At 44.6% G+C, this 19,020-nt stretch carries 19 protein-coding genes; 11 read left to right on the top strand and 8 right to left on the bottom strand.

Annotation, left to right across the window (positions count from 1 at the left end; genetic code table 11):
- Positions 1–15 precede the first annotated feature (15 nt).
- The 3 genes from glgX (at position 16) to msrB (ending at position 4,513) form a co-directional block, all read left to right on the top strand.
- Positions 16–2,103: a glycogen debranching protein GlgX gene (glgX, locus tag RJ41_RS02260; RefSeq protein ID WP_084081750.1), complete on the top strand. Its 2,088-nt coding sequence runs from the start codon at positions 16–18 to the stop codon at positions 2,101–2,103.
- A gap of 328 nt (positions 2,104–2,431) precedes the next feature.
- The gene (gndA, locus tag RJ41_RS02255) at positions 2,432–3,985 is read left to right on the top strand and encodes an NADP-dependent phosphogluconate dehydrogenase (RefSeq protein ID WP_052235384.1); all 1,554 of its coding nucleotides are present in this window, start codon (positions 2,432–2,434) and stop codon (positions 3,983–3,985) included.
- Positions 3,986–4,084: 99 nt separating this feature from the next.
- The gene (msrB, locus tag RJ41_RS02250) at positions 4,085–4,513 is read left to right on the top strand and encodes a peptide-methionine (R)-S-oxide reductase MsrB (protein ID WP_039216559.1); all 429 of its coding nucleotides are present in this window, start codon (positions 4,085–4,087) and stop codon (positions 4,511–4,513) included.
- 152 nt (positions 4,514–4,665) lie between these two features.
- Here the strand turns inward: msrB and RJ41_RS02245 are convergent, their stop codons facing one another.
- Positions 4,666–5,550, bottom strand: coding sequence for a DUF2989 domain-containing protein (locus tag RJ41_RS02245; RefSeq protein WP_039216558.1), 885 nt, complete (start codon positions 5,548–5,550; stop codon positions 4,666–4,668).
- Positions 5,551–5,742: 192 nt separating this feature from the next.
- Here RJ41_RS02245 and RJ41_RS02240 point away from each other — a divergent pair, with 192 nt between their 5' ends.
- The 7 genes from RJ41_RS02240 (at position 5,743) to RJ41_RS02210 (ending at position 14,301) form a co-directional block, all read left to right on the top strand.
- Positions 5,743–7,188 (top strand): glyceraldehyde-3-phosphate dehydrogenase, encoded by a 1,446-nt coding sequence (locus RJ41_RS02240; protein WP_039216557.1) that lies wholly within the window; start codon positions 5,743–5,745, stop codon positions 7,186–7,188.
- 168 nt (positions 7,189–7,356) lie between these two features.
- Complete coding sequence (locus RJ41_RS02235; RefSeq protein ID WP_039216556.1) at positions 7,357–8,496, top strand: M14 family metallopeptidase; 1,140 nt, start codon at positions 7,357–7,359, stop codon at positions 8,494–8,496.
- 108 nt (positions 8,497–8,604) lie between these two features.
- The gene (locus RJ41_RS02230; protein ID WP_014949838.1) at positions 8,605–10,263 is read left to right on the top strand and encodes an alanine/glycine:cation symporter family protein; all 1,659 of its coding nucleotides are present in this window, start codon (positions 8,605–8,607) and stop codon (positions 10,261–10,263) included.
- Between the two features lie 256 nt (positions 10,264–10,519).
- Entirely contained in the window at positions 10,520–10,846 is a 327-nt protein-coding gene (locus RJ41_RS02225) for a zinc ribbon domain-containing protein (protein ID WP_014949837.1), read from the top strand.
- Complete coding sequence (locus tag RJ41_RS02220; RefSeq protein ID WP_014949836.1) at positions 10,847–11,140, top strand: YeaC family protein; 294 nt, start codon at positions 10,847–10,849, stop codon at positions 11,138–11,140.
- The gene (locus RJ41_RS02215) at positions 11,130–14,069 is read left to right on the top strand and encodes a DUF349 domain-containing protein (RefSeq protein ID WP_039216555.1); all 2,940 of its coding nucleotides are present in this window, start codon (positions 11,130–11,132) and stop codon (positions 14,067–14,069) included. Before RJ41_RS02220 ends, RJ41_RS02215 begins: the two co-directional genes overlap by 11 nt.
- Before the next feature lie 13 nt (positions 14,070–14,082).
- A complete protein-coding gene (locus RJ41_RS02210; protein ID WP_014949834.1) occupies positions 14,083–14,301 on the top strand; it encodes a hypothetical protein in 219 nt (72 codons plus the stop codon).
- An 83-nt stretch (positions 14,302–14,384) separates the two neighbouring features.
- On the opposite strand, the gene RJ41_RS02205 is transcribed toward RJ41_RS02210, so the two are convergent.
- The 3 genes from RJ41_RS02205 to RJ41_RS02195 form a co-directional block, all read right to left on the bottom strand.
- Positions 14,385–14,579, bottom strand: coding sequence for a hypothetical protein (locus tag RJ41_RS02205; RefSeq protein WP_014949833.1), 195 nt, complete (start codon positions 14,577–14,579; stop codon positions 14,385–14,387).
- A 38-nt stretch (positions 14,580–14,617) separates the two neighbouring features.
- Positions 14,618–14,794, bottom strand: a complete 177-nt coding sequence (locus RJ41_RS18825) for a DUF1328 domain-containing protein (protein WP_014949832.1) — start codon at positions 14,792–14,794, stop codon at positions 14,618–14,620.
- Between the two features lie 489 nt (positions 14,795–15,283).
- Positions 15,284–15,928, bottom strand: a complete 645-nt coding sequence (locus RJ41_RS02195; RefSeq protein WP_039216554.1) for a phosphoribosyl-AMP cyclohydrolase — start codon at positions 15,926–15,928, stop codon at positions 15,284–15,286.
- A 297-nt stretch (positions 15,929–16,225) separates the two neighbouring features.
- On the opposite strand from RJ41_RS02195, the gene RJ41_RS02190 reads away from it, so the two are divergent.
- Positions 16,226–17,182: a GlxA family transcriptional regulator gene (locus tag RJ41_RS02190; RefSeq protein WP_039216553.1), complete on the top strand. Its 957-nt coding sequence runs from the start codon at positions 16,226–16,228 to the stop codon at positions 17,180–17,182.
- 35 nt (positions 17,183–17,217) lie between these two features.
- Here the strand turns inward: RJ41_RS02190 and RJ41_RS02185 are convergent, their stop codons facing one another.
- From RJ41_RS02185 to RJ41_RS02170, 4 genes are read right to left on the bottom strand one after another with little or no spacing between them, the layout of a single operon-like run.
- Positions 17,218–17,796, bottom strand: a complete 579-nt coding sequence (locus tag RJ41_RS02185; RefSeq protein WP_039216552.1) for a CC0125/CC1285 family lipoprotein — start codon at positions 17,794–17,796, stop codon at positions 17,218–17,220.
- Between the two features lie 24 nt (positions 17,797–17,820).
- Positions 17,821–18,078 carry a hypothetical protein gene (locus RJ41_RS02180; RefSeq protein ID WP_039216551.1) on the bottom strand — a complete coding sequence of 86 codons (258 nt, stop codon included), beginning with the start codon at positions 18,076–18,078 and terminating at the stop codon, positions 17,821–17,823.
- 55 nt (positions 18,079–18,133) lie between these two features.
- Positions 18,134–18,658 (bottom strand): hypothetical protein, encoded by a 525-nt coding sequence (locus RJ41_RS02175; RefSeq protein ID WP_039216550.1) that lies wholly within the window; start codon positions 18,656–18,658, stop codon positions 18,134–18,136.
- Positions 18,659–18,662: 4 nt separating this feature from the next.
- The gene (locus RJ41_RS02170) at positions 18,663–18,992 is read right to left on the bottom strand and encodes a hypothetical protein (protein WP_039216549.1); all 330 of its coding nucleotides are present in this window, start codon (positions 18,990–18,992) and stop codon (positions 18,663–18,665) included.
- Positions 18,993–19,020 lie beyond the last annotated feature (28 nt).

Genomic DNA, 19,020 nt, shown 5'->3' with positions numbered 1-19,020 from the left:
TAAATTGAGAACGAAGTGAACGAAATTCGAGACACCGCACTAATTGTAGAAAGTGGAATGGGGAAGGTATATCCACTTGGCGCAACAGTTACACAAGATGGGTGTAATTTTGCCGTATACGCGCCCGATGCGAAGGCGGTCGTGCTGTGTTTTTTCAATAGTGACACAGAAGAGGCGGTGAGTGAGCATCCTTTGCCTGAGAAAACCGGTGATGTCTGGCATGGCTACTTTAGCGGCGTTAGCGCAGGACAATACTATGGTTATCGCGTAGAACGCGGTGAGGGAGGGTTACATGCAGTACCCACCGACAAACTGCTGATCGACCCTTATGCCAAGAAAATTAGTCGCGCAATAAAATGGGACGCTAGGCAATACAAACATGACTCTCAGTTTATGATCCCCAAGTGCATAGTAATTGATCAAAATGACTATGCGCCCAGTCATGTTAGCGCGCCTGTTATCCCGAAACACAAGCGAGTAGTTTACGAAGCACATATTAAAGGGCTCACAAAACTCCATCCCGATGTACCTAAAGAACATCGTGGCAAATTCATCGGTGCTGCCCATCCGAGTGTCATCAAGCATCTCAAAGCATTAGGCATAACCACGGTGCAATTTATGCCGTTGTGCTCATTCATGCCTGAACCATTTATAACAGAGAAAGGCTTAACTAATTATTGGGGATACAACCCGGTTAACTTCTTTGCGCCTGAACCACGCTACGGTGTGTCAGACGCGCTTGCTGAACTGAAGTCTATGGTTGATGCTTATCATACAGCCGGACTTGAGGTGATTGTTGATGTGGTATTTAACCATACAGCAGAGGCAGGCAATGGCGGTCCTATTCTTTCTTATAAGGGGTTTTGCCCTTACCAAGCGTACTTATTAGAGCAAACGAAAAACGGAGAATTGGTTTATTCCAACCACTCAGGCTGCGGTAACACGGTAAATACCGCGCAGCCATTTATGATGGGACTTATTTTAGATGCCATGCGCCACTGGGTATCCGTAATTGGCGTTGACGGCTTTCGTTTCGATTTAGCAGTATGCTTGGGAAGAGAGCCACAAGAATATAGTAAAAAATCTGGGCTATTGAGAGCCATTAATAGCGATCCTGTCTTAAAAGAGAAAGTATTGCTTGCCGAACCCTGGGATATTGGGCCTGGAGGCTACCAAGTGGGTAACTTCCCGTCTCCGTGGTTAGAGGTGAATGATAAATACCGCGATACGGTGCGCGCCTTCTGGCGTGGAGACGATGGCGTTACCGCGGACTTTGCTACCCGCTTAATGGGCTCACGGGATATATTTCACAAAGGCCATCGACATATCAGTACGTCGGTAAATAACGTGACATATCACGATGGGTTCACGCTGCACGATATAGTGACCTACGCCGAACGTCACAATCTCGATAACTTAGAAGAAAACCGAGATGGCCATGGACACAACCTGTCTGCCAATTATGGTATTGAGGGGGAAACGAATGACGAGCAGATACTCGCAATGCGTGAGCGTCAAAAGCGCAATCTCTTTGCAACTCTGATCTTCTCGCAAGGTACACCGCATATTCTTGGTGGCGATGAATTAAGCCGCACCCAAAATGGCAATAATAATGCCTATTGTCAGGATAATCCTATTAGCTGGATGAATTGGGAATTAAACAAGCGCAAGCAAGATTTTCTTAGCTTCTGCCAATATGTGATCCGTTTGCGTCAGTCCTCTTCACTGTTAAGCGAACTAAAGCTGAACGATGATACTTTTACGCTCTCACGAAATGTAAAAGAAATAAATTGGTATAAGCCCGATGGTTCTGACAAAGCGTCTGAAGATTGGAATGCGCATCATAACAAGGCGTTTGGTGTGGAAATAAAAGGTTGTGTAACGGGCGAACAGAAGCCAGAGCATTGGTTCTTGTGTGTTAATGCAAGTGAAAGCGACGTGCGTTTTCACCTACCTTCTGTCATACCCAGGGGAGGGTGGACCATGCACCTGGATACGCGCTACAGCTCTCTTGAAGAACAGCCTTCAATTTGCATTCAGAAGGTGTTTTTACAGGCCAGCAAATCGCTAACCTTGTTCAGTTTCTCTCAGTTCTCTGGATAGAATAATGGCTTACAATACGACCTTATACTTGGTTAAGAGTGCCGTTAACGAATTTCAGAGTGCCGCTAAACGGCACTTTACCCAGTGCACTTTAGCTGAATAGGAAACAGAGTCTTTACCTTTGTGTGAATTTCATACAGCATGGGTAAAAGCGCATAACGCAGGTGCTGAATGCGTGCCAAAGTCTCGGCTAAACTTGCTTACAAAACCCGTTAATGTTTACCGCTGGTGACAATTACACCACTGCGCACTAAATTGTTAGCTTAGACTGTTCTTTATTCTTTCAGGTGGTATCATGCGCAGCCATCTGAAATGTGAGGGTGTTCCTATGCAAAAGAAAGGTGGTAATTCGCACGAAGACAAGTCGTGTGACATTGGTTTTATCGGTTTAGGGGTGATGGGTAGTAACCTTACCATGAACCTAGTGGACCACGGCTATCGTGTAGCGTGTTTCGATTTAGACCAAAATAAAGTTGAGTCTATTCTTGCCAAAGACGCAAGCGAAAGAGCTGAAAATACTGAGCCTCGCGTTGAAGGCTGCAGTTCTTACACCGAGCTTTTAAGCAAGTTAAAAGCCCCGCATCTTATTATTATCTCTGTGCCTGCTGGCGATCCTGTTGACCACGTTTGCAATCATCTTATTGACGCCGGAATTCACGCTGACGATATCGTGGTTGATACTGGCAACAGTTTGTGGACAGACTCTGTAGCACGTGAAGAGCAGTACAAAGGTAAATTTATCTTCTTCTCTACCGCCGTGTCAGGTGGTGAAGTAGGCGCTCGTTTCGGGCCATCTCTTATGCCTTCAGGCAACCCTTATGCATGGACACGCATTGAGCCTGTTCTTAAAGCTATTGCTGCAAAGGTTGACCCAGAAACAGGTAAACCATTAGAAAGCCATACGCCAGGTCAACCAGTGTTAGAAGGCGAACCATGTGCGACCTACATCGGTCCGGTTGGAGCCGGGCACTATGTAAAAATGGTGCACAACGGTATCGAATACGCCGACATGCAGCTTATCTGCGAAACTTACCATGTTATGCGCGAAGCGCTACATATGGCGCCAGCTGAAATAGCAGAGGTGTTTCGTCGCTGGAACGAAGGCAAGCTGAATAGCTACCTGATGGAAATTAGTGCTGAAGTTCTTGAGCAAATGGATCCAGAAACACAGCAGCCGTTGGTTGATGTGATCTTAGATAGAGCAGGTCAAAAAGGTACAGGCCTTTGGACTGCAGTAAGCGCATTACAAGTAGGTAGTCCGGCACAGACCATCACTTCTGCGGTATTCGCGCGCAGTATCTCTAGTTTGAAAGACGAGCGTGTAGCTGCGAGTAAGGTCCTTTCAGGCCCTGATGCGCCATCGTTCAGCGATGATGAGAAAATGTCGATCATCAACAAGCTAGAGCAAGCGCTTTATTGCTCTAAGATCTGTGCGTACGCACAGGGCTTCCAGTTAATGGCTATGGCAGGCAAAGAACACGGCTGGACACTGGAGTTTGGTGAAATAGCGAAAATATGGCGTGCAGGCTGTATTATTCGCGCCGTATTTCTTCAGTCTATTTCTCAGGCTTACGAGAATAACGAAGACTTAGCCAACTTGCTATTGGACCCGTTCTTTGCGGAACAAATTACGCAGTATCAAGCTGACTGGCGTGAGTCTATCGCCCAAGCGACACTGGCTGGCGTGCCTTGCCCTGCAATGATGTCGGCGCTAAGCTATTACGATTCATATCGCACAGCTGTGTTACCTGCTAATTTGCTGCAAGGACAACGCGATTATTTTGGCGCACATACCTATCAGCGTGTAGATAAGCCAGCTGGTAAAAAGTATCACATCGAGTGGAGTGATCCTGCACGTCCGCAAACCGCTATCAAAAAATAGTATGAACTAAATAGTGTTACACGCGCTCATAATTGAGCGTAAACTATCGAAAGGTGTATTTGTTTTCAAATACACCTTTTTTGTTTTAAGAGGTAAGTTATGTCGACAGATGAAAAAGCAAACGCATCAATAGCTAAAAAAGACTGGAAAACTGAGCTCACTGACGAGGAATATTATGTATGCCGCGAAGCGGGTACTGAGCGACCTTTCACTGGAGTATTGTTAGACGAGCAGCGAGATGGATTGTACGTGTGTAAGTGCTGCGAAGCGCCACTTTTCCCCTCAGATACTAAATTTGATGCTGGTTGTGGATGGCCTTCATTCTATAAGCAGCTTGATGACGGTAATGTAGATTACAGAGAAGACTTGAGTCACGGTATGCGTAGGGTTGAGATATTTTGTAAGCAGTGTGGCTCGCACTTAGGCCATGTATTTCCAGATGGTCCTGCGCCAACGGGTCAACGCTACTGCGTAAATTCGCTATCTATGACCTTTAAAGGCGAAGATGATACACAAATTAAAGGTTAAAAAGCCCTAGGTGAGCGCTTGATTAAGGTAAACATCTGATTAAATTTTGACCTCATGTGGAAAGTCGAGAGATCCAATCATAAAAAACCGCCCATAAACGGCGGTTTTTTTAATTATTTACCAATGAAATTGTGTAATTGAGTTTCAAAAAATTAGAGCTTATCCAGTTTCAATGAATCTGCGTTGAAGGTCGCGCTATTCAAATTACTGACTATTTCATCAACAATGTTATCTAGAATACCTACTGGAAGGGCATATCGTTGTCCAAGTTGAACACGCTGAGTGTCGTTAAGTCTCTCATCGAAGGCTTCAGCCACACCATACCAGACGTAAGAAAAACGATAGTTGTCCATATCCATTCCCATTGAAGCAAGCGAGTAGAAAATACTGACATCAATGTCGTCGCTATCTTTATATAAACTTAGCGCGCGATATAAGGTTTCAATAGTACGCTTTTGGTCTGTTTTAATCTGAACAGAGGCCAGTGCGACCAGTAGCTTTGGATCGCTTACGCGGTTGCTGGCAGCGTAGCGCTCAAAGCGATGAAAAGCCTCTTTGTCGTTATATCGTGTCCAATGATAGTAAGAAAGGTAAGGATCAAGGGAGTCTTTCGTCTCGCGGCTTAGGCGTTTAATTTCACGCTGAGCAGTAATAACGCCTTTTAGCCGTGTCGCTTCCTTGCCTTTGCGTTTAACGTGTTCGATATGCTGCACTTCTTCAACGCAGGTGAGATACTCTTCGAAGCTCAGAAGAAGTGGGAATTTGTAAGCGTCGTCTTTTGAATCTTGATTGTAGTAACGCAGGCGAATAATCTCAGCTCGCTCGCCGCGACAACGGGCATCCAAACTCAAATCTAAGCAAATCTCGCTGTGAGATTCACAAATTTCACTGATAGTAGGTTCAAAAAGATCGCCACAACCCGTCAGTGTTGTCGCTGCTGCGAGCCACACCGTCGTTACATAACCTTTTGTTGGAAACTTACTAAATAAATTCGTTGTTATACGAGTTTTCATAGAGGTTTTGAAACTTATCAACAATTTGGTCTTCCTTGCTTGTTTATTTAAGATACTGCTCGTCACCGTCAGGCGAAAACTCACCTAGTGTACCCTAAAAATAATAAAAAGCTGACGCGTAATTAGGATTTGTTGAAAGCAATTGTGCCAGTTAATAAGTGGTCGCGCTTGCAACAACGACAACACCGTTAAATTAATATCGATGAAGGCAGAAGCATGAATCAACAGTTTGAGCAGGAATTACAGAGCAGCTGGCAAGAGCGTCAGGAATACGCAGAAATGATGTTGCCCCTTATTGGTAAATTGTACCGCAATAAGGCAGTTGAAATTTCAGTTTATGGACGCTCGCTACTGAACGCCAGTGCTATTGATGTTATTAAAGCGCACCGCAAAGTGCGTCTGCACGAAGGTATTAAGCTACGTCTACGCGAAAGCTTTCCAATTTTAGAAGCCCTGAGCAACATGAAGCTTGCTCCGGCTCAAATTGATATTGGGAAATTAGCTTTTGATTTTCACTACGGTTCTGCGGTCGACAACAACGACCTTACGGCCTACCTTAACGAAAAACTAAACGACGTTGCCGACAAAGAGGACGATCAGAAACCTCAGGACGTTGTACTATATGGTTTTGGCCGTATAGGTCGTTTACTTGCTCGCTTACTTATTGAGCGTCAAGGTAAAAACAACAAGCTTCGCTTACGTGCCGTAGTGGTTCGTGGCGGGCGCGATGGCGACCTAGAAAAGCGCGCAAGCTTACTGCGCCGCGATTCAGTGCATGGGCCGTTCAACGGCAGCATCACAGTTGATCACGAACGTAACGCGCTAAAAGCAAACGGTTCGTACATTCAAGTCATTTATGCCAACAGCCCAGATGAAGTGGATTACACTCAATATGGTATCGATAACGCCATCATCGTTGATAACACAGGTATTTGGCGTGACCGCGATGGCCTTGGTCTTCACCTTAAAGCTAAAGGTGCAGCGAAAGCTATTCTTACTGCGCCAGGTAAAGGTGATATTAAGAACATCGTACACGGTGTAAACGACGAAGAAGTAACACCTGAAGATACTATCGTGTCTGCAGCAAGCTGTACCACTAACGCGATAACGCCAGTGCTAAAAGCGCTAGACGAGGAATATGGTATCGAAAACGGTCACGTTGAAACCGTTCACTCTTACACTAACGACCAAAACCTTATTGATAACTATCACAAAGGTGACCGTCGTGGACGCAGTGCACCACTTAATATGGTTATTACCGAAACGGGCGCAGCGAAGGCGGTTGCTAAGGCGTACCCGAAATTAGCGGGTAAACTTACCGGTAACGCTATTCGCGTGCCTACGCCTAACGTATCGCTAGCGATTTTGAATCTAAACCTTAAAACGTCAGTGGACCGCATTGCAGTTAACGAGTTCTTGCGCGATACCGCGTTATTCTCGAAACTTCAGCACCAAATTGACTACACGGCAAGTAAAGAGATTGTGTCTACAGACTTAGTTGGCTCTCGCGCGGCCTCTGTGATTGACTCTCAGGCAACTATCGCTGCAGACAACCGCTTGACGCTGTATGTGTGGTACGACAATGAGTTTGGTTATAGCTGTCAGGTGCTACGCGTAGTTCGTGACATGGCAGGACTAAGCTTCCCTACGTTGCCGCTGTAAGCAACGCGCAGTTTAATTAACTGTATAAAAAACCGACCTAAGTGGTCGGTTTTTTGATGGTGTAAACATTTTGTATACTTTCGATAGTATAAAACCCGCTGTGTGCGTGGAATTTGTGTTTACGTCTATGCTAAATTAGCGCTCAAATAATGAGGAAAACGACAGTCTATGCATATTTCCAGTCAATTCGACAGCGGTAACATTGAAGTTGTTAGCGCACAATCACCAGACGATATCCGTCTAACCATTCCCAACGACAACCAATCTGAATTTGCTCAGTGGTTCCATTTTCGTTTAGTGGGCGAAACTTTTGTAACTCACACAATGACGATTGGTAATCTGGCTAAGTCAGCGTATCCAGAAGGTTGGAAGGGATATAACGTTCTAGCGTCTTACGACCGTCAAACTTGGTTTAGAATTCCTAGCGAATTTGACGGTGACAATCTTACGTTCTCACTAACGCTAGAACAGCCAAGTGTGTACTTCGCGTATTTCATTCCTTTTAGCTACGAACGTCACCTTGACCTTGTACACGACGCGCAGATGTCACTACTGTGCGAGCACAAATTCCTAGGCCTTACCCTTGATGGCCGTGATATGTCTATGCTGGTTATCGGTGAAGAAACACCAGAAAAGAAAAAAGTCTGGATCACGGCACGTCAACACCCTGGCGAAACCATGGCCGAGTGGTGTGCCGAAGGTATTATTTATCGTCTGCTCGACGAGCAAGATGGTTTGGCGCGACAGTTGCTTGATAATGCTGTTTTCTACATTGTGCCAAACATGAACCCAGACGGCAGCGCACGCGGTCATCTGCGTACCAACGCTGTAGGAACCAATCTAAACCGTGAGTGGGCGACACCATCGAAAGAAAAAAGCCCAGAAGTACTTTACGTACTGAATGCAATGAGCGAAATTGGTGTAGACATGTATCTTGATTTGCACGGTGATGAGGCATTGCCGTACAACTTTGTCGCAGGAAGTGAGGGTAACCCTAGCTACAATGACAGCATCAAAATGCTTGAAAATACGTTTAAAGATGCGCTGTTGAACGCTACGCCAGAGTTTCAAGATGAATTTGGTTACGATAAAGATGAGCCAGGCAAGGCTAATTTAACCGTAGCGTCAAATGCAGTGGGCGAGAAATTCAAATGTATGGCGTACACGGTAGAAATGCCATTTAAAGACAATGCAGATGTACCGGACGATATCTACGGTTGGTCGGTACAGCGTAGCCGTCAATTAGGTGAAGATTTACTTATTGGTGTGAATGCAGTTGTTAAAAAGCTAAAAGCATCAGAGCAATAAAATAAGAATAAGGAAGCGAAAGCTTCCGCAAAAAGGCCTCGACAAAAAGAGGCCTTTTAATTATTAAAATAAAACAACAATTAAACATAATAAAAAAGGGGAATAACGTTGGAAGGGTTATATGGTTTTCTAACTATGCTCGATGGATTCTTAGGAGGCGCGTTCTGGTTTCCTTATGTACTGTTAGGCGTAGGTCTTTTCTTTACGGTTTATCTTAAATTTCCGCAAATTCGTTTCTTTAAACATGCCTGGCAGGTTGTTACCGGTAAGTTTGATAAAGAAAGCGATCCAGGCGACACCACGCACTTTCGCGCACTTACAACCGCACTGTCTGGTACCGTAGGTACAGGTAACATCTCAGGTGTTGCATTCGCTATTTTCCTTGGTGGCCCCGCTGCACTATTTTGGATGTGGGTAACCGCCTTTTTAGGTATGACTACAAAATTTGTTGAAGTTACTCTGTCGCACAAATATCGCGTAAAAACAGAAGACGGCACCATGGCCGGTGGCCCTATGTATTACATGGACCGTCGCCTAAACATGAAGTGGTTAGCGGTTGCATTTGCTGTTGCTACGGTAGTCAGCTCATTTGGTACCGGAAACCTTCCTCAAAGTAATGGTATCGCGCAAAGTATCGAAGCAACATTTGGCTTCGAACCTTGGATGGTAGGTAGTGTACTGGGTATTCTTCTTGCTTTAGTAATCCTTGGTGGTATCCAACGCATTGCAGCGTTTACAGCGCGCGTTGTTCCCGTTATGGCTGTTATCTACCTTATTGGTGCGCTAGCGGTTATTTTCGCCAACCTAGACAACATTGGGCCTTCGTTTGCCGCAGTTATCGGTGATGCGTTTACTGGTTCAGCTGCCGCAGGTGGTTTCTTGGGAGCTTCGTTAGCTTATGCGTTTAACCGTGGGGTTAACCGAGGCTTGTTTTCAAACGAAGCGGGTCAAGGCTCTGCACCTATCGCTCACGCAGCAGCAAAAACGAAAGAGCCTGCTTCAGAAGGTATGGTGTCACTGCTTGAACCCTTTATCGACACTATTCTAATTTGTACCGTAACGGGTTTGGTTATTTTGTCGTCTGGCGTGTGGAAAGAAAAACACGAAAACGTCTTCGATCGTTCAGACATGTACTTTGTTGCAGGTCAATACGACGACTCGAATCAGGATGACGTAAACAAACTATATGGTTACTTGAATGAAATTGAAGGTAACAATGTACAGCCTTATACTGGCTCAATTACCGTTGTTAACGGCACGGCTGTAAGCGATGGTTTTACACTGCTTAACGCTAGGTCTGTAGCAGAAGACGTGAAGTATGCAGTAGGTAGTGAAGACTTGTTTACTGGCACGCTTAAGATTGTTGACGGAAAGCCGGTTAAAGAGAACCTTGAAGTAAGCGGTAAGTCACTGGTTCACTCGGCAGCGCTCACCACCATTGCCTTTACTCGCGGTTTCTTTGGCGATTTCGGTCAATATATCGTGTCAATTGGGCTTATGCTGTTTGCGTTCTCAACCGCCATCGCTTGGTCATATTATGGTGATCGCGCTATGACATATTTGTTCGGTCCTCGTTCGGTAATGCCGTATCGCGTCATCTACGTCGCAGGGTTTGTTTGGGCTGCATTCTCTGACACCACATTAGTTTGGGCACTTTCAGCTGTGGCTATCGTGGTAATGACTTTGCCAAACCTATTCGGCATCATGTTGCTTTGCAAAGAGATGAAAGAAACGGTTAACGACTACTGGTCTCGACATAAAAAATAAGGCGATTATTGCCTTTTCTTGAGTTTTATTGAGAGAAAAGGCAATTTGGTCACCAGATATAAAAATGCGTAGCGGTGAACTTTGTATAAAAGTTAACACCCTGCGCATTTTCGTTTTATGGCGATAGGGTTAATCCACAGAATCGACTTCATTGTTGTGATGAACTTAAGTATGATACCCGTCCGCGTATAAATGCTCACTCGTTCAATGGCGTGTTGTGCATTTCCATTTCGCACCCAATAAATAGGAGCAACATATGGCATTAGTTGACTGTCCTTCATGTAATAAGAAAACGTCTGACAAAGCGAAGACGTGTCCTCACTGCGACTTTAAAATCGGTGATGCGACTTCTGAAGATATTGAACGCAAACAAAGCTTACAAAGATTTAAAAAGTTAGCCAGTATCCAGAACCAATCCCTTCTTGCTATGCTGATATTTGTCGCGAGTTTTGGCTTCATGTATTGGGGCGGAACACGCCCAGGTGATTTGCAACATAATTTAGCTATTTTGGGCGCAGTGGTTGGTTTTGTTTGGTACTTAGTAAACCGCGCGCGTATTGTTTACATAAAGCGTTTTTCCTAAATGAATATAGAAGCACTTTTAGCCAGCATGACGCCGGAGATTTACGAGCGTCTGCGTCAGGCTGTTGAAACAGGTAAGTGGCCAGATGGCACGCCTTTAAACGAAGAGCAAAAAGCTAGCAGTATGCAGGCTGTTATGCTGTATCAAGCAAAAATAGAAAAGTCCTCTGAGCATATGACAGTAGGCGAGAGCGGCGAAATTGTACATAAAAGCAAAGCCGACTTTAAACGCTCGTTACGCGATGAGCAGGATGATAATAATACAATAGCGCGGTTTAAACAGGATGATATTTAGTCGTATATTTGCGCCTTCACACCAAAGCCCAAAGCCTGAAAAACGGATGCAGGCAATCGAGAGTCTCTCTCCCGAAAAGGCACAGGAAAAAACAATTCTTCACGAACTGGCATTTAATGACGAAGATGCAAATGTCAGTTTAGCAGCACTCGAAAAGCTTAATAGCTTTGTGCTGTGGCTTAAAATGTCACAAATTGCCAAGCAGTCTCGCGTTAAAAAAGTGGCGGAGAAAAAGGTAAACGCCGCTTTGTTAGGCGAGGGGGATGTCACACTCTCCCGCCAAGAGATATTCTCTTTTTTAACTGAAACAGCCAACACCGATTTGGTAGTGCAGTTAGTACCGCAAATGTTGAAGAAAGAGCCTATGCTCTTACAAGATGATGCGCTAGCTAACGCGCTAATCGAAAAAGTAGCGAAGCCATCTTTCACCCAGTTTGTCTTTTTAGAAGGCGCAAGTCCCCAACTGCAGACTCAACTAGTCAACGAACATTCGGACGTATCAGATCTGCAAAAGCTTGCTAAGAAAGTGTCAGATGATGCCCTTGTTACGCAAATTAATGCGCGGATCGATGCTATCAAAGAGGCTGCAAAGCGCCCAGTGGAGCTTAAAAAGCAGCTCACTCTGGGACTTTCAAAATATCAGGCTTTGCTCGACAAATCAGATGTAGAAACCATTGATGAAAAGCGCAACGAACTTGAGAGCGAATTGACAGGGCTGTTTGCTCAAATTGATTTACTCACTTCAGAAGAACGCGCTGATTATGAAGAAAAGCGTGCGCGTATTGGTGAGCAACTCGAGCGATATTTAAGCCGTATACGCCCGGCATGGGAAGAGAAGCAACAAGCGTCGCAACGTGCCAATACCAAAGCATTGTGCGAACAGCAGCTTACTCATGCCAAGGAGCAGGTAGCTTGGTTGTACAATAACAGGCTTTGTGAAGCGACGCTTGCTGATGTTGCTACGGTCAATGAAAGCGTGCGCGGTGTTGAAGCAACGCTTGAACAGCTAGCGCGTCTCGATGACGAATCTGCAACTGATAAGCGAATTACACAGATTAAGCGCTCTGTCGACGAACTAAACGAGCAGCTTGATCGCTTCTCTATGCAGCAGCAATACGGCCAAAAGCTACTGATAAAACTTCAGGCGCTCGAAGACATTGCCGCTAAGATCGTTTCGGCAAGCGATAGCGAGTCGGACAAAGATACCCGTGGTGTGAGCGTTGAAGAAGCTAGCGCATCGACTGAGGATTTGAGTCAGGTAAATGGTGGCGCATTACAAAGAGGTAGTGTAGTGGCTCTTAAAGCGGAGTTTGACGAAGCACGTCAAGCGTATAAAGCGCTTAGTCGCGAAATCGATGCCATTCCTAAGGCGCTGTCTAAACGTTTTAACGCAGCGACAAGCAGTGTAAATGCCAAAGAGCGTGCTCAAAAATCCAAAGAAAATGAGCAAGTAAAACACATTAGAAAGCACATTAGCGTTATCGATAACTTAATTGCTCAGGGTAAATTCCGCGTTGCTATTTCAAAATTTGCAAAGCTTCAGGAAAGTTATGCTGCGCTTCCTGGTTCAGCGAAAAAGTATGTAGAGAAGCGTTTTGAAAAGACCGCTGGTGATGTGTCGCGCTTAGAAGGATGGCAGGATTACCTTGCTGCGCCGCGCAAACCCGCTCTTGTAGAGGAAGCAAAAGCGTTAGCCAGCGCTGATGCAGAAAATATTAAGCAAAGAAGTGAGGCCATTAAGTACCTTCGTAAGCAATGGTTATCACTAACACCGTCATCGTCAACGAGTGAAGAAAGTAGTGATGACGCGCTGTTACAGCAGCAATTCGATGATGCACTTGAAAAGGCCTTCGAGCCTTGTAGAGCGCATTACGCGAAGTTAGATGCACAGCGGGCTGCTGCGCGTGAACAGCGCATGTCGATTATCGCTACGGTTAAGGCAATGGACATTAACATGCCGGAAGCCGAGTTAGTGAAGGTTTTTGATAAAGCGTCTAAGCAGTGGCACGCTGCAGGTCAGGTTGAACGTGAAATTTATGAACAGCTGAAGCAAGAATGGAAGGCGGTATCATCGCCCATTGAGGCTAAAGTGAATCAATGGCAAAGTGACAACCAAGCCCAAAAGCGTGCGTTAGTCACCCAAGCTTGTCAACTTGCTACGGAAGAAGATGTCGCTGGCGCTGCCGACAAAGCTCAACTATTGCAAAGCCAGTGGAAGCAAGTAGGCCATGCAGGTAAACGTGAAGAGAGTAAGTTGTGGGCAGAATTTAAAGCTGCCAATGACACCGTATTTGAACGTTTAAAAGCCGAGCGGAAAGTACAGAATAATGCATTTAACGCGTTAGTAGATTCGCTACTCAAGCAAGTGGAAGCTGTTGACATCAACAGCGATGATGCAACGTACAGTCAATCAATAAGCGACGTTCGCGCTCAGTTAACCGACTTGCCTAAAGCGCAACGTACGAAAGTAGATAAAAAGATTGATTCACTTGAAAGTAAGCGCGCGGCGCAAGCGAAAAATGCACAATCTCAAGCCCGATTGGCGCGAGCTCAGGCTCTGATTTCTTTACTACAGCTAAGTGTAGGTGAGGGAAGTGGTGATGAGCAATCTCTAGCGGAAACGTTAGGGAAGCGTTGGTCAAGCGTATTGGGTCAGTCAACTGGAAATAAAACAACTCAGCACGATAGACAATGGTTAACGGTAGCATTAGAAGTCGCAACGGGTATGCCAAGCCCAGATGCAGACGCATCTGTACGCTCTAGCGTACAGCTACAAATGATGACATCTAAGTTGGAGCAAGGCGAAGCGGCAACAGCTCCCGACATTCTTGCTGACTGGTTATCATACGACTCGATAAGCGAAGAAGATAGCCATTTGCTGCAACGAGTTGTTTCAGTTATTGATGCTCACCCTGAAATTGTTGCTTAAACGGAAAGCCTAAATGGAAAACAGTGTTGAGTTTCAATTTGAAACAGAAATGTCTGCATATCGCTTTTTGAATACCGTGAAGCATATTGACGCAGAAGGGTTAAGAGTGAAGTTCGGGCGTACGGATCATCACGTGAGTGTAAAATACCGTTACGGCGTAGGTGAATTTGATTCGACGCTATCTACACTAGACGATCTTGCTCGTGAGTTAGGCGGTGAAGAAGTGTCTTAACTAACCAGTTAGGTCAAACCACGTCGACTGTAAATACAAAAAGGGCCAGACAATTGTCTGACCCTTTTTTGATAAAAACGTGCTTAACAGTCTTTATCTTCAGCGTCTACGCCTTCTTTCACATCTTCACAAGCGTCTTCAACGGCATTACCTGCATCGGTAACAATCTCGTCTAGCTCTTCGCCTGCGTCTTCCGCTTCACCGTCACCGCAAGCTGCTAGTGATAGTGCAAATGCTGATGCTACTAGTACCTTTGATAAGTTTTTAAATGAAAACATATCCTTACTCCTTTTTCCTATTAAAATACTTCTAACTCTTAGGCTCTTGGTGCTCTACCACGTAACGCATTTGCGATAAGTGAGATTACGAGCAACGCGATAAACACAAAGAAAAGAAACTGTGCGATACCTGTTGCTGCACCTGCGATGCCTCCAAAACCAAAAACTGCTGCAATAATGGCGATGATAAAAAATGTGATTGCCCAACCTAACATAACTAGATCCTCGTATTGCTTCCGTTACTTTCACTTTAACTAATGCTATCTTTGTGCCTGTTTTTTAAGTCATTGAAATATATCGATATAATTTAATTTTTCTCTGGTTGTCAAGCCGTATCTGCAGGCAATTAACGTCACGATTACACGTAGGAATGCATTTTTTACATGATTGAGTAAGGCCCTAGTCACCCAACTTTACTCTTTGTGTGTTAAGGGCCTTTGGCTGGAGTTATTCTTTGATCCTTACCAGCTTCCGAAAAACGTGAGAGCAAGGTTGTGGTTTGTTATGGCGTCTGAATTGGCGCCTGGCGACGCAATATGATTATGTAAATATCCCATCTCAACGCGCCACAATGCGTTTTGCGCACATAATTTTTCTCGTTGAAAATAAAAAAGAGGCAAAGCGAAAGGGAAGGGACGTCTTGCCTGCAAAGGGAGAGTGTTTCGCCCCTCATACTTCCTAAGAATGGAGGGGCAATGGCCTATCTAGTTACCGTTTGGGTTGTAAGGTAACGAAGATTGGTGAGCAACAATACGCAGGTCGCCGTCACTATCTTTGACATAGGCAAACGTGTATTCCACCTTCGTTTCGCCACCTTTTGTATCGGTAAAGAAGTAGTTGCCCATCGCCACGGCCATGCGACAGCTGTTGTTGATAATACCCACATTATCAAATTTCACATTTGTGTATGGCTTTATAGCAAAGCCTTTGTCCTCTTCGTATGCGTCATTACCGCCAACAAAGTATGAAAGCGCAGCATCGAAGCTTGAACGGAACTGATCGTTAGCTGCAAGTGTGGGTTTAAACAATACGCTGCTTAAGTCGTAACCGTACATGGCTTGTATAAAGTCTGCGGCCTCACCAGAGTAATCCCCCTTGTTACTAAATACTGCACCAATTCGCACTATGCCGTCACCCCACATCTTTTGTGCCGTTACCACTTCTCGCTCAGTAATACACTCGTCGGAATAAAGTAATGCGTTGTCGAGTGCTTTAGCTTTTAACACCGGAACATTCGAACTAGCTGAATGCTCCATCTGCGGTTTTGCCATTGCACTGCAACCAGTCACCAACATTACTGTAGCTGCTACAAGGGTAGTTTTTGTCATTAACGTGCTTAGCTTTCTCATCGCCTGACTCCTTAGTTATTTGCAAAATAAATATGTGCTATTAACTGATTCAATTGCTTAGAGCAGAGCCTGTGTCACGTTGTGAATAGCGGTCTACAAATCTGCTCTGCACTTCATGGGTTTAATGATAGCTGGCTTGAATGACGGAGACTTTTGTACAACATTAACAGAAGATTAACGGCTCATTAAAAATGAAGATGTCCAAAAATGTGTCAGTTTTGGGCGTATGAATGTCTTATCTGTCATGCTGGTAAGTGTGTATTATGATCGCATTACTTCATCATTATTACGTGACTTATGCGCAAACTTATTTGTTTACTTGCATACGAAGGAATGGAATTACTCGATTTTGCTGGTCCTCAGTCTGCTTTTTATGAGGCACTCCAGGGAATGGATGATAGCTATGAATTAAAGATAGTGGGCTTTGATCGCAGTATTGTTCAGTGTGAAGCGGGGCTTCAATTTATACCGTCTACCTCTATGGACGATATTTGTGCGTGCCATACATTGATTATTCCGGGAGGAAAGGGGGCGCGAAGTCTGTCTATCACACCATCTCAGCTAGAAAGCTTAAATCGACTTATGTTGAACTCGGAACGTGTTGCAACTATCTGCACAGGTGCATACTTAATTGCTCGAACTGGCCTACCTGATAATACTACTATTGCAACCCATTGGGCGTTTACCAGCGATTTACAGTCCCAGTACCCAGCGCTTAATGTAGAGCGCGAAAAGCTATTTGTTCAACATGGAAAATATTGGTCTTCGGCGGGTGTTACGTCTGGAATAGATTTAACGCTGCGTCTCATAGAAATTGATTACGGTGTTGGCCTCGCGCACCATGTTGCTAAGCATTTAGTGGTTTACTCAAAACGCTCAGGAAATCAAAAGCAGTTTTCCAACGTACTTGACATTCAAAAGCCAAAATCTGATCGGCTTGCTAAAATTATAAGCTGGATTGGAGAGCATATCGATGAAATTATAACCGTTAAACAGTTATCTGATTTAGTCTATTTGAGCGAAAGGCAATGTCATAGACTCTTTTTAAAAGAAGCAAATATGACACCGGCGCAGTTCGTGGAAAAGTATAGAATGCAGTTAGCTAGCGACCTGCTAGCCACGACGGATAAAGAAATAAAGACTATTGCACTGGTTGTTGGTTTTAGAACGTATCACGGTTTTGCTCGTGCATTTGAGCGATGCTTTTCGGTAACGCCAACTGCGTACCGAAAAGCATTCCTGTTAAAAAACTGATGCTACAGTGTATACAGAAACAGAATGACGTTCAGCTAGTTGGCATTTTTAGGCTCTAGAGGCTGTGAAAGCACTTCTAAAACAGTAAAAGCGTTTTTACCCAAACGCGTTTTATCATTCGCCATTTTTACATCAATGGTAAAGTAAATGTCGTTAATCTGAGTTTTTACAACGTCGTTAGAGCTTGGGACGGCCATGGGTTGAGCCACCTCATCACAGCCAGACATAGTACATTGCCTGTCTGTTTGAAATACTGGAGGTTCTTCTTTCCCTGTCATTACCTCTCTCGCTATCACTGGCTTTTTGTCTACATTCGTTTTCACTATCGCTAGATAAGTGAACCCTTGTTTCTGGGCAATTTCGGCTGCTCGATAAAGTGCGAACTGTTGAACTTTATCTGCAGGTGTCTTATCCGTTGCTTTAAAAAGCACTTTATATTCATCTACAGCGATTTTCTCACTTGAGTATCCGTAAGCCGCTTTCGAATTAGCGGGCTTATATGGCGTAGGCGCAGCCACTGGTGTGGATGAACACCCCACTATTGCAAGGCTTAATGCCATGCTCATAGAGGTAAGAAGTATACGGCTATTCTTAATGTTATTTTTGATGTTCATCTCACATGTTCCTTAATACTGTAATCACTGAAACAATGACAATAATGCGGTCCTGCCTAATGTCATTAGAGCTTGGTTTCGCTTTGCATTAGGCTTTGCATCAACTGCACCTTTGTATGCGCCTACTGACGCAATGCCAAGAAGGGTCTCTGGTTTGCCCATCATTAATTTACATTGCCTTTTTGCCTGTGTAAGTGCAACGTCGGCATGATGTTTTTGTGAAAAATAGGCATGTTCTTTTTGTGCAATGTCGCGCATGTTAGCTTTTAGAAAGATATTCATAACAAATAGCCTCGTTTAGTGCTCATGTCATTTGATGTATGGGTTAAGCTTCGTTTTATTCGAAGACCTTGCGCCAGGTTTGAATTAGCCTGCTAAAGCTCAGGTAATTAAACGCGTTCTGAGCAAGCTTAAAGAATCCAAATGCGGCAATGCTGTTTAACACCAATAAAATAAGTGGAACAGCTACGTAATGTAGACCCATACTGTGGAGTAAAGCGCCAATAGCGATATTTAAAATCAACCAACAAACCGTACCTACTGCGAAAGCGGCTAAACACGCGAAAATGGTAACAAAGAAACTCTTTTTAATGAGCATCAACTCACTGTTAGTAAGTTCGAGAAACGCTAGGCCCTGTGCTTTTCTTTGGTTGAATGCTTCTTTAAACGCAGTGAAAATGTCTGAAAATGATGGATCTGGGTAATTTTGCTGAGTAGATGGTTGGTCTTTTGGCGGTGTATTGGTTGTATGATCGCCTTTCACCTGTGCGCGAAAACTCGCCTGCGCCGAGGGCGGCGTCAGGCGAAACGGATTTTCATTGCACACAATAAATTGTGATGTACGAAAATCTGGTGCTTTCATAAGTTTACTTCTTACGTAGTAGTGACGTTACCAACATACCCGCAGCAAACGCCATACCCGCAGTAGCCAGAGGGTTTTCAATAGCATACTGACGTACTTTCGATGCCTGCCATTTTTGCTGTGCTAATCGCTTTCTTGCTGACATGTTTTCTGCTGACGATGAGGCAGTGCGACGAATGTTTTCCTCTGCAATGCCTGCACTGTCTGCTAACTTGTCTACTGATGCATGAAGAGAATCTTTCAGTTGATCCGTTACCGGGTGACTCGGCTCAGCCACGCCGTTTGTACCGTTACGTTTAACTGTTTGCGATTTAGCTGAAGCTTGTGTAGCCATAATACTCTCCTTAATATTTAGGGTTCAC

The sequence above is a fragment of the Alteromonas marina genome (assembly GCF_000808575.1).
Lineage (GTDB): Bacteria > Pseudomonadota > Gammaproteobacteria > Enterobacterales > Alteromonadaceae > Alteromonas > Alteromonas marina_A.
This window is presented reverse-complemented; position numbering and strand designations above follow the sequence as displayed.